At 60.0% G+C, this 14,155-nt stretch carries 12 protein-coding genes; 2 read left to right on the forward strand and 10 right to left on the reverse strand.

Annotated elements, in window-relative coordinates; genetic code table 11:
* Nucleotides 1–86: 86 nt before the first annotated feature.
* The 5 genes from HMPREF3039_RS12230 to HMPREF3039_RS12250 form a co-directional block, all read right to left on the reverse strand.
* Nucleotides 87–941 (reverse strand): NAD-dependent epimerase/dehydratase family protein, encoded by an 855-nt coding sequence (locus tag HMPREF3039_RS12230; protein ID WP_067572406.1) that lies wholly within the window; start codon nucleotides 939–941, stop codon nucleotides 87–89.
* Complete coding sequence (ispD, locus tag HMPREF3039_RS12235; protein ID WP_067572408.1) at nucleotides 938–1,633, reverse strand: 2-C-methyl-D-erythritol 4-phosphate cytidylyltransferase; 696 nt, start codon at nucleotides 1,631–1,633, stop codon at nucleotides 938–940. Before ispD ends, HMPREF3039_RS12230 begins: the two co-directional genes overlap by 4 nt.
* Entirely contained in the window at nucleotides 1,630–2,085 is a 456-nt protein-coding gene (locus HMPREF3039_RS12240) for a GatB/YqeY domain-containing protein (RefSeq protein ID WP_067572410.1), read from the reverse strand. Before HMPREF3039_RS12240 ends, ispD begins: the two co-directional genes overlap by 4 nt.
* A 118-nt stretch (nucleotides 2,086–2,203) precedes the next feature.
* Nucleotides 2,204–3,118, reverse strand: coding sequence for an SMP-30/gluconolactonase/LRE family protein (locus HMPREF3039_RS12245; protein ID WP_067982801.1), 915 nt, complete (start codon nucleotides 3,116–3,118; stop codon nucleotides 2,204–2,206).
* 139 nt (nucleotides 3,119–3,257) lie between these two features.
* Entirely contained in the window at nucleotides 3,258–4,814 is a 1,557-nt protein-coding gene (locus HMPREF3039_RS12250) for a 2-isopropylmalate synthase (RefSeq protein ID WP_067572414.1), read from the reverse strand.
* Between the two features lie 144 nt (nucleotides 4,815–4,958).
* Here HMPREF3039_RS12250 and HMPREF3039_RS12255 point away from each other — a divergent pair, with 144 nt between their 5' ends.
* On the forward strand, nucleotides 4,959–5,837 hold the full coding sequence (locus tag HMPREF3039_RS12255; protein ID WP_067572417.1) for a fumarylacetoacetate hydrolase family protein: 879 nt from the start codon (nucleotides 4,959–4,961) through the stop codon (nucleotides 5,835–5,837).
* Between the two features lie 64 nt (nucleotides 5,838–5,901).
* Nucleotides 5,902–6,276, forward strand: coding sequence for a rhodanese-like domain-containing protein (locus HMPREF3039_RS12260; protein ID WP_067952164.1), 375 nt, complete (start codon nucleotides 5,902–5,904; stop codon nucleotides 6,274–6,276).
* A gap of 48 nt (nucleotides 6,277–6,324) precedes the next feature.
* Here the strand turns inward: HMPREF3039_RS12260 and HMPREF3039_RS12265 are convergent, their stop codons facing one another.
* From HMPREF3039_RS12265 to HMPREF3039_RS12285, 5 genes are all read right to left on the reverse strand, one after another.
* The gene (locus tag HMPREF3039_RS12265; protein ID WP_067572418.1) at nucleotides 6,325–8,877 is read right to left on the reverse strand and encodes an alpha-N-acetylglucosaminidase; all 2,553 of its coding nucleotides are present in this window, start codon (nucleotides 8,875–8,877) and stop codon (nucleotides 6,325–6,327) included.
* A 127-nt stretch (nucleotides 8,878–9,004) separates the two neighbouring features.
* The gene (locus HMPREF3039_RS12270) at nucleotides 9,005–11,599 is read right to left on the reverse strand and encodes an ATP-dependent Clp protease ATP-binding subunit (protein WP_067572420.1); all 2,595 of its coding nucleotides are present in this window, start codon (nucleotides 11,597–11,599) and stop codon (nucleotides 9,005–9,007) included.
* A gap of 30 nt (nucleotides 11,600–11,629) precedes the next feature.
* On the reverse strand, nucleotides 11,630–12,685 hold the full coding sequence (locus HMPREF3039_RS12275; protein WP_067572422.1) for a protein arginine kinase: 1,056 nt from the start codon (nucleotides 12,683–12,685) through the stop codon (nucleotides 11,630–11,632).
* A gap of 5 nt (nucleotides 12,686–12,690) precedes the next feature.
* Complete coding sequence (locus tag HMPREF3039_RS12280; protein WP_067952166.1) at nucleotides 12,691–13,182, reverse strand: UvrB/UvrC motif-containing protein; 492 nt, start codon at nucleotides 13,180–13,182, stop codon at nucleotides 12,691–12,693.
* 112 nt (nucleotides 13,183–13,294) lie between these two features.
* Nucleotides 13,295–14,155: a metal ABC transporter permease gene (locus HMPREF3039_RS12285; RefSeq protein WP_067572426.1), complete on the reverse strand. Its 861-nt coding sequence runs from the start codon at nucleotides 14,153–14,155 to the stop codon at nucleotides 13,295–13,297.

Genomic DNA, 14,155 nt, shown 5'->3' on the forward strand with positions numbered 1-14,155 from the left:
CCGGAGCCTGCGGGAATGTTAAAAGGAGCGTTCAATGCGTCAGGCCTGCAAGACGGCAACCAGGACAGCGGCCAACGGAAGCAGGGTTATTCTTCCAGAGCTTCCAGAACGTTGTGCACGCCGTCCGCAAAACTTGGGTAGAGCGGTTCCCAGCCCAGGGACAGAAGGCGGGCGCAGGAGACGCGCTGGCTGGTGTCTCCGCGGCGGCCTCCGGAACGCGGCGGGGACGGAGGGGGAGCCGGAATGCCGAGCAGCCCGGAGAGGTAGGCGTAGATTTCACTCAGCTGCATGGGTGTACGGTCCGCCGCATTGTAGATGCCGCGGGGCGGGTGGCGGAGCGTGCACAGCAGGAACAGGGCGGAAACGGCGTCGTCCCTGTGGATGTAGTTCATCCATCTGTCCATGTTGCCGGGCAGCGCGGCTCCCTTGGCGCAATAGTCGGAGACCAGGATGCAGCGTCCCGGACCGTAGAGGGCCGCCAGACGTACGACGGTTCCCTTGGCGGCCAGAACGGCTTGTTCCGCCTGGAGAAGAAGACGCCTTTTTTCCGTCGTAGGATAGACGTTGTGTTCCTCCGTGACCCAGCGGCCGTCCGTGATGCCGTACACGGAAGTGCTTGAGCAGAAGATAACCGGTTTTCCGGGGAATGCTTCCAGCGTGTTTTCCGCCCCCCGGGTGTACAGGTTGCGGTAGGCTTCCGTTCCGCCTCCCCGCGTGCTGGCGCACATGACGATGAGGCACGGTTCCGGAATCCGCGCCGCCAGTCTGTGCATGGAGGCGGAGTCCGTTATGTCCGCTTCATAGATGGCCTGCTTCGGGTCAATGTCCGCCGTAAGGGGAATGTGCCCGGCTTCCCGCAGGCGTTCGGCCAGGGCCCGGCCCAGATAACCCGTGCCCAGGATGAGGATCGTGCGCGGTTCTGTACATAGCAGGCTGGTCATGAGTCATTGCGGCGTTGCGTGAGTTCCAGCAGCATTTCAGCGTGCGAGATGTCTTCCGGCCAGGTGATTTTAGGGTTGGGCTCGTGGTTGTGCACCAGGCGCGTGGGATGGCCGATGAGCTGGAGGGCAGTGACTTCGTCCGTCACCCGGATGTCCCGTTCGGAGACTTCCACATAGGCGTCCAGCAACAGGGAGTATTGGAATACCTGTGGAGTTTCCATGCACCAGAGGCCTTCCCTGTTTACCTGTTCGGGCAGCGTGAAACGTTCGGAGTCCGCTCTTTTCAGCGTGTCCGTGACGGGGCGGGCGGAGGCCGCCGCTCCACATTCCCTGGCTGTCTGGATGCAGCGGGAGATTTGCTCGACGGTGATGAGGGGGCGCGCACCGTCGTGCACGGCCACCAGCTCCGGTGTGTAAAGCAGGGCGGCCAGTCCGTTCTGCACGGATTCATGGCGTTCCGCCCCTCCGTCCATGCGGGTGATGGGAATGCCCGCTTCCAGGTCTGCGGCGTCAATGGCATGGAAGCGTTCTTCCGGGCAGACCACGACGATTTCCGAGACTTCACGGCAATTGGCAAAGGCGCGGATGCTGCGTTCCAGCACGCGGACCCCGTGCAGCGGGGCCAGCAGCTTGTCAAATCCGGCGCGCCGGGAAGACCCGGCCGCCACAATGATGGCGGCGCAGCAGCTCATGACAGTCTGGCGGATACCATTTGGGCCAGTTCCTTGCCGTTGAACCTGCCCGCGGTACGTTCCTGCATGAGCTTCATGACCCGGCCCATGTCCTTTTTGCCGGAGGCCCCGGTTTCCTGCATGGCGGTTTCCAGGATGGCTTCCACTTCCTCCCTGCCGAGTTCCGCAGGCATGAATTGCTTGAGTACGGTGATTTCCGCTTCCTCCTTGTCGGCCAGTTCCTGGCGTCCGGCGGAGCGGAACTGCTGCGCGGAGTCCTCGCGCTGCTTGATCTGCTTGCGGACTGCGGCCAGTTCCTCCGCCTCGTCCAGCTCCGTGCCCAGGCCTCCCTTGGCGATGGCGGCATTCGTCATGGCCGTCTTGAGGGCGCGCAACGTGTTGAGGGTGACGCTGTCCTTGGCTTTCATGGCGGTTTTCATGCCGTCCATGATTTGGTCTGAAATCTTGCTCATATCCCCATTACCTAAACGCATCCTCCGTTCACTTCAAGCCGTAAATTGAAAAAGCCCGCCAGCGCGGCAGATGCCACGGGCGGACTTGAAAGGCGTGGTGCAGATTGCGGCGGGGCAGTTATTTTTTCCCGCCAATGGGCATGATGTGGATTTTCTTTTCAGTCATGCCCGGTGCCACGATCATGGGACCGTACAGGATGAAGTCCGCCGTCCCTTCAATGGGGCCGGTGGCTACGGGGGCGGAACGGCCCGTCTTCAGGTCCAGCCTGCGTATGGCTTCCGGCTTTTTGTCCTGGGACCAGTCGCTGTAGTAGAGCGCGCCGTCGCGGTAGGCCAGGCCGTCGTACTGTCCCCGTTCCTTGGAGAGTTCCGTTACCTCGCGGGAAATGGGGTTTACGGAAAGGAGCCTTCCGCTGGGCTTGCCTTTTTCATCCGTGGCGTATTCGCAGACGTAGATGACTTTTCTTTCCGGGTCCCAGGCCAGCCCGTTCGGCTTGTGGATGGGCTGTTTGGTCACTAGCTCCCCGTAGGATTTGGATTCCGTATCCACGTAAAATATCTGGTCCGTGTCCGTGGAGGAAACCATGAGCCTGCCGTTGATGAAGGCCAGGTCATTGAGGAATTTCATGCGGGAGGGGGACAAGTCCACGTACCCTTCTATGGCGCCGGTTTTAGCGTCTACCTTGTAAACCATGCTGATGTCCGTGCAGTACAGGAAGCCGTCCTTGTACAGAAGCCCCTTGGGAGCGTTCAGGGTGTCCACGTCCGTGATCTTTTTAGGCTCCGTGGAACCGTAGGGAATGACGCCCAGATAGCCGTCCTTGTCTTCTTCCGTGGGCGTAAGTTTGGCTCCGATGGAGGTGAAGTAGATGTTGCCCTGGTCGTCCGCGGCCACACTTTCGGGATGGCCGTCAATGGAGATGGTCGCTTTTTCCAGGGGCGGGAGCGGCTTGGTGGCGTCCGGCTGTTTTTTGGCGGAAGGCGCGGCCATGGCGCCGCAGGCCAGGCACAACAGGAGGAATGGTATTTTCATGGGCGTGTACAGTGTTTTCAGGGGGGCGGATGTTTATGGCATGGCAAATACCCGGAATCAAGCAAATAGCTTGTTGTCCGGGGAAGGACGGTTCCCTCCCCGCCGCCGGGGGCAGGGGGAAGGAATCAAGGGCCGCTGGTCAGATGGCTCCCTTGTCCGCATCTGCGGGCCGGGGCATGTTTTCCATGCGGATGAAGCGGTTGACCGCATTCAGATAGGCGCGGGCGGAGGCTTCGATGACGTCCGTGGACGCACCCTTGCCCACAACGGGCTTGGGCAGGCCGAAGTCCACATGCACCGTGACTTCTCCCAGGGCGTCCTTGCCTTCGGAAGCGGCGTTGACGCTGTAGCCCTTCAGGGTGCCTTTGCGCTTGGTGATGCGCTCAATGGCCTTGATGACGGCGTCCACCGCTCCGTTGCCCGTGGAGCTGTCTTCAAACTTTTTCCCTTCCTTGACCAGTCCGACCGTAGCCGTGGGGCGGGCGTGGCTGCCTGCCACGAATTGCAGGAAGTCCAGTTCCCAGAGGCCGGAGGAAGCGTGCAGGGAGTCGTCCACAATTGCGGAAAGGTCGTCGTCATAGACAAATTTTTTGGAGTCACCCACTTTTTTGAAACGCTCAAAGACGGTGTTGACTTCCTCCTCCGTCAGCACGTGGCCCAGCTGCTCCAGCCTGGCCTTGACGGCGGCGCGTCCGGAGTGCTTGGTCAGCGGAAGTTCCGTGGAACCCCAGCCGACAGCCTGCGGGTCCATGACTTCGTAGGTTTCCCGGCAGTTGAGGATGCCGTGCTGGTGGATGCCGGAGGAGTGGGCGAAGGCGTTTTCCCCCACGATGGCCTTGGAGCGCTGCACCTGCATGCCGCTCATGCGCGCCACAATGCGGGAAGTGCGGACGATTTCCTTGATGTTGATGTTGTCCCTGACATTGCCGAACTGGTCGGAACGGGTGCGCAAAGCCATGATGACTTCTTCCAGCGCCACGTTTCCGGCGCGTTCGCCAATGCCGTTGATGGTGCCTTCCACCTGCCGGGCCCCGGCGCGGATGGCGGCCAGGGAGTTGGCTACGGCCAGCCCCAGGTCGTTGTGGCAATGCACGGAAATGACGGCCTTGTCGATGTTCGGCACGTTTTCCTTCAGGTGGCGGATGATGCGGTAAAATTCGTCGGGCGTCGTGTAGCCGACGGTGTCCGGAATGTTGACGGTAGTGGCCCCGGCGTCGATGACGGTTTCCACGACCTTGGTCAGGAAGTCCAGGTCCGTACGGGAGGCGTCTTCCGGGGAAAATTCCACGTCCTGGACGAATTTTTTGGCGCAGGACACGCCTTCCGCCGCCATGCGCAGGATTTCCGTTTCCGCCTTCTTCAGCTTGAACTGCATGTGCAGCTTGCTGGTAGCCAGGAAGATGTGGATGCGCGCGCGGTCGCCTGCCGGTTCCAGGGCTCTGGCCGCCGCTTCAATGTCCGCCTTGACGCAGCGGGCCAGCCCGGCGATGCGGCATTTCTTGATTTCCGCGGCGATGGTATGCACCGCCTCAAAGTCTCCGTCGGAGATGCAGGGGAACCCCGCTTCAATGACATCCATTCCGAGTCGTTCCATTTGACGGGCCACTTCCAATTTTTCACGGAGGTTCATGGAAGCTCCGGGGCATTGTTCTCCATCGCGAAGGGTGGTGTCAAAAAAATATACTTGGTCGGACATGATATGTATCAGTTAAGGGCAAATATGATAGTATGCCTGTTCCGTGAAAGCAAGCCCTACGCGGGTAATCTCCGGGCGCCCTCGTTTCAGGCGGATGACAGGGCGTGCCTTTGTCAGCCTGCGGGCGCCTGCTATAGTGATGAGGTGAAAATCAGGTTTTATCTTAATGACCAGGCGGAGCGCACCATGGCTCTGTGGAGCGAATCCCGTCAGGCTTATCTGGTGGCGGATTCCGTGCTGAAGGAAGTGGAAGCCTGCATTTGCGGGGATACCGATTCCACAGGGGAGGAAATGAAGCGGATAGCGGAGTTTTTGGACAATCCGGCCGCCAAGGCCGCCGACCGGGACTGGATGATTGATACGGCGCTTCCCTGTTCCCCGTCCAAGCTGGTGTGCCTGGGCAAGAGCTATGCCGACCACGCCAGGGAATTTGACGGCGCCTCCGTGGAGGAGCCCGCCATTTTCCTGAAATCCACTTCCGCCATCACTTCCTGCTGTGACGTGGTTCTGTACCCTCCCGGCTGCGACAAGCTGGATTATGAAATAGAGCTTGCCGTCGTCATCCGGGATGTGTTGAAGAACGCCACTCCGCAGGGGGCAGCCCGCGCCATCAGCGGCTATACCCTGATGTGCGATTATTCCGAGCGGGCCAACCAGCTTGAGCACGGCGGCCAGTGGACCAAGGGGAAGAGCTACGACAGCTTTGCTCCGGTGGGTCCTACCTTTATTTCCGCGGAGGAACTGGGCGACGGCTCCGGAGTACCCCTGGAATTGAAGGTAAACGGGGAAATCCGCCAGCAGGGCAATACGGACGGGCTGATCTGGCCCGTGCCGGAACTGGTCGCGTACGTCTCCCGCTTCATGACGCTGTGGCCCGGCGACGTTCTTTCCACCGGCACGCCGGGCGGCGTGGGGATGGGAATGAAGCCTCCGCGCTATTTGAAGCCGGGGGACGTGGTGGAGTGGGGCAGCTCCGCCTTCGGCTATGCGTCCCAGGCCGTGGTGATTGACGATGAAGCGTGAGGGGAAATTTTCCGCATTTCCCCGTGTTCCGATTTGACTTGATTAGTTTTCAGGCGTCAGGAAGATGAAAAGGATGAGAAACGTCGTGCCCTACGTGGTGATGGTGACCGGATTGACCGCCGTATTCGTGTGGGCCAAATGGAAGCAGGCGGAGGGACGCGAGGTCCGGGCCGTGTCTGTCGTGTCTCCCGCTCCGGCGGCGGACGGGATCATGCTGATCGATGTCCGGACTCCGGAGGAATTCCATGCCAGACACAGGGACGGCGCAGTGAATATTCCCGTGGATGAAGTAGAGACGCTGGCCCCGCAATTGGTGCCGGACAAGGATACCCTGCTTCTTTTGTATTGCCGCACGGGCAAGCGTGCGGACCGCGCCATGGAAATCCTGAAAAAGATGGGTTACAGCAGGGTGGAGAATTTGCACCGCCTGGATATGTAGGCTTCCTGTCTGAGGCCGTGAAGAGGAAGTTGGAGCCTTTTCTCCTTCTCAGTCATTCTTTTTCAAAAGCTCTATTTTTCCGCGGGAGTCGTTCCCTCCCACGGTTCTTACTTTGGCCCTGATGAGCAGTCCGTTGTTGGCGTGGACGCCTTCAGGCAGGGAGAGCTGGTAACAATTCTCCCGGGACGGTTTTCCTGCCAGTCCGGCGTGGCGGCGGCCGTCTATCATCCTGCCGTCGCCCACTAATTCCACCTGCTCTATTTCCAGGGCATGCCGGCCTGACGTGTACGTGAACCGGACGCCCCGGAGGTTTTTCAGGTCATCCGGAGAGACGGGCCAGGCCACCCATTTCCATTCCGTGGATACTTCCGCCGGAGTCCAGTTGCCGATAGCCGAGCCTGAACCACCTCCTTTCAAGGAGGGAGGGAGCGGTTTCGCTTCCCGGACGTATTGGCGGCATGCCCGGATGATATCGCCGGGGCGGCGCGCGGGGCTCACTCCGTGGGAATGGACCCAGGCTTCTTCCCATGCCTCCATGTCCGGAGCTTTGTCTTTGAGCCTGTTTTGGAAGAAATGCTCCCAGCGCGGCAGGTAATAATCGCGTATGAGGCCGCTCCACAACCTTGCGGCATAGTCGTTTACGGGCGGCCCCCAAATGGTGGCCAGGCGTCTGGCGTTTTCCTCATAGGCGTCTTTTTTCTCCCCGGTTTTTCCGTGGGCCCGGGCAAAGGATATCCAGCGTGACAGCCGCCACGTAGGATGGCTTTCCAGAAGGGCGTCCGCCTGAAGGGCATATTCTCGGAAGTGTGCCATGCACTTCACCGCATGTTCAGGGTTTTGTTCGTCCAAAGCTTCCAGGGCGGCCTGGATGGCCTCGTGCATGCGTATTCCAAGGTAGTGGACCGCCATTTCAACGGCATCCTGCCGGAACAGGGGGGAATGTTCCAGTCCCTCCGTATTGACGAACAAGGCCAGGCCCCGGAGAAAATCTTCACTGGTATCGACGGAACTGCTGCGGGACCCGGGTTTCAACTGCCAGTTGAAACGCGGGTGGTCTTTCAGATTGGAGTAAGCCGTGCTGCGGAAGAGGTTCCAGGCTGTTTTTAACGAATCCGGGCATGCCCCGTACCTGGCCCGGCAATATTTTTCCAGCCATTGTTCCACGTTTTCCCTGCGGTCCCGCCATGCGGCATCCGTAACCAGTTCATAAAGGACGTCATTGTTCTCTATTCCTTCCGGCGCCATGCCCATGCCGGCAAGTTTCCCTTTAGAGGCCGATTCCAGAGCTTCCAGGTGGCCGTTGGCATAAAAATCAATCACGCCCGTCATCGCGCACTTGCCTCCCATGTTGGGAATAACGCTGTACACCCAGGGCTTGTTGAAGAAACCTTTAAATACATCCCAGTTCATCCCGTTGTGCCAGAATGTCTTGTTATAATCCGCAGCCAGGTCCAGAAGAAGCATTTGATCATCCGGAACCTTGCTGAGCAGCGCTTTCAGCGAGTCCGCGTTCCAAATGTGGCGCTGGTATCCGAACATCCATCCCTGCATGACCCAGACTGCATCCGGATTAACGGAGGAAATGGAACGGTACACCTGTTCTCCCAATGCGCTGAGCATTTGATCGCGGGTTTTCGGGTCCTCCGTATTTACGGGAAGCTCCATTTCGTTGAAGGAATCCGCCAGATAGTAAGTGTTTTTTCCGAATTCCTTCTGCCATTCTTCCATGTACAGGCTCCCTATGTGGAGGAAAAGGGGATCTTCCGGAGAAAGGAAATGGGCCGCGTTTTTTTGAGGCCATCCGCCCCAGCCCAAACGGTGAAGTTTTGCCTCCGGATAAAGGCGCCTGATTCCCTGAGGGACAAAGCCGGAGAATGCCGGACAGACGGGTTTCATGCCCAGGGATTTCATCCTGTGGAGGATGTTGTGCTGCATGGCGATCTGGTCCCGGTGCCAGTTGTCGTTCAGGATGCCGTCATGGTTGACAAGATTGCCCATCCTCTGCCACGGCAGATGGGCCGGACCTGTGTAAAATTCATCTATTTCCTTTTGCGTGAGGCCCAGACGCTTCCATACGCGGACGGCAATTCCTTCCGTTGCCGCCAGGGCCAGGGGCATGTCGATGCCGTGCAGGGCCATCCAGTCGATTTCCCGCTCCCAGCGTTCCCATGTCCAGTAGGGCATGGTATAGCCGTAAGTGACGGCATTGAAGTAATAATGATGGCGGAACGGGGAGGCAACCCTGCGCCGGGGGGTATCCGAAATCCGGGCCGGCCAGCGGATGTCCTTGTTATCCCAGGCAACCATGCCCAGTCCGTTTGTTTTGAGAAAATCGTAAAATCCGCGGCAGAGGGCCGTTCCGCTGCTGCCGCGTACGGTCAGGACCCCGCCGGAGGACTCCGTCTCAAAAACATCACAGCCGTTTTCCTGTTTGACGGCTTCCAGCTTGAGTTTGCCGGGGCCGGCTTTCAGGACGGGGACGGTCCGTTCCATGACGGAACGGGCCGCATCCCGTTCTTCCGGTGAAAGGGAGTAGCCGGCATGCATGCAGTATAAGGCCAGCAGCGTACCGAACAAGGTACGCAAAGGAAACGTCGTCATGGTGATGACTACGGAAGGATGAACCTTTTTCTTTTCAGGATTTTCAGCGTCTGTTCCTGATTCCCCGGAAAAGCAAAACCCCCCGCATGGGTGAATGCGGGGGGCGTGCCGGTTCCGTAGGGAAGAATTATTCCGCCTTGGGCTTGGGTTTGGGTTTGCGCGGCGCCCTCTTGCGCGGCGTTTTCACCTTTTCTGCGGGTTTGTCGGCAATGTGAAGGAAGTTGAGCGTTTCCGCCCCGTCCGTCTGCACGGCTTCGATCTTGTCTCCGGCCTTCACGTCTCCACGCAGCAGCGCTTCCGCCAGCGGGTCTTCCAGCAGGCGTTCGATCGCGCGGCGCATGGGGCGCGCTCCGTATTGCGGATCGTACCCGTTCTTGATGATCAGGCTCAGGGCTTCCGGGCTCAGGGACAGGGCGATGTCCTTGGCCTTGAGGCGGGAGATGAGCTTGTCCGCCTCCAGCTGCACGATGTGTTCCAGATCGTCCCGTTCCAGCATGCGGAAAACGGAGATTTCGTCAAAGCGGTTGAGGAATTCCGGACGGAACTGCTTGCGCGCTTCCTCCAGGATTTTTTCCCTCATGGCGGCGTAGTCCGCCTTGTCGGAGGCCATGGCGCCGAAGCCCATGGTGCTCTGCCTCTTGGCGGAGGCGGCCCCCACGTTGGAGGTCAGGATGATGATGGTGTTGCGGAAGTTGATCTTGCGGCCCAGGGAATCCGTCACGCTGCCTTCCTCCAGAATCTGGAGAAGCAGGTTCATGACATCCGGGTGGGCTTTTTCCACTTCGTCAAACAGGATGACGGAGTAGGGCCTGCGGCGGACGGCTTCCGTGAGCTGGCCGCCTTCGTCATGGCCTACGTAGCCGGGAGGAGAACCGATGAGGCGGGACGTGGTGTGTTTTTCCATGTACTCGCTCATGTCCACCTGGATCAGGGCGTCCGCGGTGCCGAACATGATTTCCGCCAGGTTGCGCGCCAGATAGGTCTTGCCTACGCCGGTGGGCCCCAGGAAGAGGAAGGAGCCGATCGGGCGGCGCGGGTCCTTGATGTCCGCGCGGCTGCGCCGCAGGGCGCGGGCGATGGCGGAGGCCGCCTCGTCCTGGCCGATGACTTTGCTTTTCAGTTCTTCCTCCATGCGGAGAAGCTTGGTGGTTTCCTTTTCCTCCATCCGGGCCAGCGGAATGCCGGTCCATTTGGCGAGAACGGCCATCACGTCTTCTTCCGTGACGGGGACATAGTTGGTTTCGTAGGACGTGCGCCAGGCGTCCAGCATGTTCTGGAGTTCCCTGCCTGCCTGCTTTTCTTCGTCGCGGATATGGGCCGCTTCTTCAAAAAGCTGGGCGCCCACGGCCTGGGTCTTGCGCTCCTTGAGTTCTTCAATGCGGGTTTCCATCTGGCTGATGTTGTCCGGCCGGGTCATCTGGGAGACGCGCTTGCGCGCACCGGCTTCGTCCAGGATGTCGATGGCCTTGTCCGGCAGGAAGCGCCCCGTCAGGTAGCGGTGGGAGAGCTTGGCAGCGGCTTCCACGGCCTCCTTCGTGTAGTGCACCTTGTGGTGTTCCTCATACTTGGGCTGGATGCCCGCGAGTATCTGGATGGTGTCCTCCACGGAGGGTTCCCCCACCTGCACCTGCTGGAAGCGGCGTTCCAGGGCGGCGTCCTTCTCAATGTGCTTTCTGTACTCATTGAGCGTGGTGGCGCCTATGGCCTGGAGCTCCCCGCGGGAGAGGGCGGGCTTGATGATGTTGGAGGCGTCCATGGAGCCTTCCGCGGAACCGGCGCCCACGATGGTATGCAGTTCGTCGATGAAGAGGATGACGTTGCCTTCCCGGCGTATTTCGTCCATCACGGCCTTGAGCCGTTCTTCAAACTGGCCGCGGTACTTCGTGCCCGCCACCATCAGCGCCAGGTCCAGGGAAATGACCCTCTTGCTGCGCAGGAGTTCCGGAACGTGGCCCTGGGCTATTTCCTGGGCCAGTCCTTCCACGATGGCGGTTTTGCCCACCCCGGCTTCTCCCAGCAGAACGGGGTTGTTCTTGTTCCGTCGGCACAGAATCTGGATGACGCGCTCGATTTCCGAGGAGCGGCCGATGACGGGGTCCATCTTGCCGTCGCGGGCAAGCTGGGTCATGTCGCGGCCGAACGCCTGGAGGGCGGGCGTCTTGGACTTCTGCTGCCTGGAATAGGCGGGGGTTGCGGGTTCGTCCGACGGGATGGCGGAGGAGTCGTTTTCCTCTTCCTCGTCATCGTCGTCCGGAATGATGTTGTCTTCGTCCGCGTCCATCTGGTACTTGGGCGTGAGCACGTCCAGCAGTTCCCGGCGGGCCTGTTCCAGGTCAACGCCGAAGTGGCGCAGAATCTGTCCTGCCACGCCGTCGCCGTCCCGGATGAGGCCCAGGAGAAGGTGTTCCGTTCCCACATAGGTGTGGTTGAGTTCCTGCGCTTCCCTGTTGGCCAGGGCCAGGACCTTGCGCACCCGGGGGGTGTAGGGGATGTTGCCTTCGGCCTGGGGTTCCGTGCCCCGGCCTATCTGCTGCTCCACCTGCTGGCGCACGGCGTTGAGCTCCACCCCCAGGTTTTCCAGGATGGTGACGGCCACGCCCTTGCCCAGCTTGAGAAGGCCGAGAAGAAGGTGTTCTGTTCCTATATAGTGATGATTGAAGCGGTCCGCTTCCCGGCGCGCGTGCGCCAGTACTTGTTGCGCCCTGGGCGTAAAGTTATTCATATATGTTATGGAAAATGTTTCTTGGTTGCATTAGCTTCCGGAAAGTTCCTTCCGGATGATGTCCGCGCGGATCTGGTCCCTGTCTTCCGAGGTTGTCTGCTCCGTGGTGGACAGGCGCGCCAGGTGGGCCGGCTGGATGTTGAGTATGGTTTTATTGACGTGTTTCAATGCCTGGTGGGAAAAGATGTCCAGAGACGCTCCCATGCGTAGGAAGGAAAGCAGTCCCAGCGCCTCCTGGGTGGAAAGCAGGGTGGCGTTGGTCAGGAGCCCGTAGGCGCGGGAAACGCGGTCCTTCACCTGGAGGGAGGCGGACTGGAGCAGCTTTCTGCGGGCGTTCCATTCCTGATGCGCCAGGTCGGACGTGAACCGGGTCATGCGTTCCACGATTTGTTCCTCGCTGTCTCCCAGCGTGGACTGGTTGGAAATCTGGAACAGGTTGCCGGTGGCTTCCGTGCCTTCGCCGTACAGGCCGCGCACGGTGATGTTGAGCTGCACGGCCGCCTGGACGACCTGCTGCATCTGTTCGGAGATGACCAGGCCGGGCAGGTGCATCATCACGGAGGCCCTCATGCCCGTGCCCAGGTTAGTGGGGCAGGCGGTGAGGTAGCCCAGGCGCGTGTTGTACGCGTACGGGAGCTTGGCTTCCAGCCCGGAGTCTATCTTGGACACGGCGTTCCATGCCTTTTTGAGCTGGATGCCGGGAAGGATGTACTGCAGGCGCAGGTGGTCCTCCTCATTGAACAGGATGCTGGCATTCTGGTTGCGGGAAATGAGCACGGCGCAGCCTTCCGAACGGGCGGCCAGCTCCCGCGAGATGAGGTGGCGCTCCACCAGCAGCTGCTTCTGCTGCTGGTTCAGTTCGGAAAGTTCCGCGTAATAGCCGCCCTTCATGGCGGGGAGCTGGCGCGCCTCTGCGGAGGTAAGGGCCAGGGTGTCCGCGCGCTGCTGGCGCGTGGCCCAGCCGGGGAAGGGGGTAGCCGTCAAATTCCGGGCCAGGCGGATGCGGGAGGTGAGCACGATGTCGTGCTCGTCTTTGGATTCCACCATCCACTTGGCGGGATTATTGAGTAAATCGTCAAAGAGCATGAATGTTAATTGGTCGGCGTACGCAGTTGTTTGATTTGATCGCGCAGCTTGGCCGCCCGTTCATAATCTTCCCTTGCTACTGCCAGAGAGAGTTGTTGTTCCAGGTCGCTGATGGTTTGGGTTTCCGTTTCACGTTTTTCCGCTCTTGCGGGCGTTTTGCCGTGGTGGTGGGAGTCCGGCTGTATCTGGGCCAGGAGGGGCAGGATTTCTTCTTCAAAGACGTTGTAGCACTCGCTGCATCCCAGGCGCCCCACGTTCTTGTAGTCCTGGAGAGTAAAGGAGCAGATGGGGCAGTTGGTCAGGGGAAGGGACTGAAGCGCCGGAATGGGCGCGGGAGAGTCCTCCCCTCCCTTTGTGCCGAATTGCCCCTGAAGGTTCGGAAACAGTTTTTCCGCCAGATCAAAGGCGTCCGGGTCCAGCAGGCCCCGCTCCTGGGCGCATTTGGCGCAGAGGCAGAATTTGGTGGACTTGCCGTTGATGATCTGTGTCAGGAACACCGTTGCCGGTGCAGAGCATATCTCACATTTTTTCACAACCCGCATTATAAGCCCGCGCCCTGTTTTGGACTAGAAGACTGCGTGTCATGGATTGTCATGAAAAAGGGTCTTCTTATTGTAATGGGGATGATTTCTTTCCGCGCTGCTTGAGCAAACCGCATCTGGAAGAATACAAATACGCTATGCAGAAGATCACGCCCAGCACCAGAATGATGGTTGCCCCCAGGTGCCAGCCCAGCGGGAAGGAGAGGTAAAAGGCGAGCACGGAGCCGAGCGCCCCGATCAGTCCTCCGCCCCAGAAAAGGTGGGAAGGCTTGTTGGTGAGCATGTACACCGTGGCGGCGGGCCCTACGAGCAGCCCCAGCGTCAGAAAGGCCCCCACGGCCTGGAGGGAGGAGACCAGCACCAGGATGATGAGGGTGAAAATGCCGTAACTGATCAGCCGGGAGGGAATGCCCAGGGTGGTGGCGATGTCCGGGTCGAACAGGTAAATCAGGATGGGGCGCCGGAAAAGCAGCAGCGTCAGCACGCTGGCGGCGCTAATGGCGAAGGCGATCCACAGGTCGGAGTCCGACAGGCTCATGATGGAGCCGAACAGCCAGTCGTCTATCTTCTGCTGGAGGCCCAGACGGACCAGGACGATGAAGCCGGCGGCAAACGCCGTGGTATGCAGGATGGACAGGGCGGTATCCTGGTTCAGCCTGGACGTGCGGGACACGAACAGGGAGCCCAGCCCCACCAGCAGGGCGGCCACCACGGCCCCCAGCAGCAGGCTCCAGCGCGTCAGGCCGAACATCAGCACGGCCACCGCGATTCCCGGCAGCAGCGCGCAGGAGAGCGTGCCGATCTGCAGCGCGGATTTTTTCAGGATCACCAGCCCGCTGACGAAGCCGTTGGCAAAGCCGATCATGAGACACGCCAGCAGGGAGCGCTGGGCGATGGGTTCCCGGAGAAATTGAAGAAAGTCGTCCAT

Source organism: Akkermansia sp. KLE1798 (assembly GCF_001580195.1).
GTDB classification, from domain to species: domain Bacteria; phylum Verrucomicrobiota; class Verrucomicrobiia; order Verrucomicrobiales; family Akkermansiaceae; genus Akkermansia; species Akkermansia biwaensis.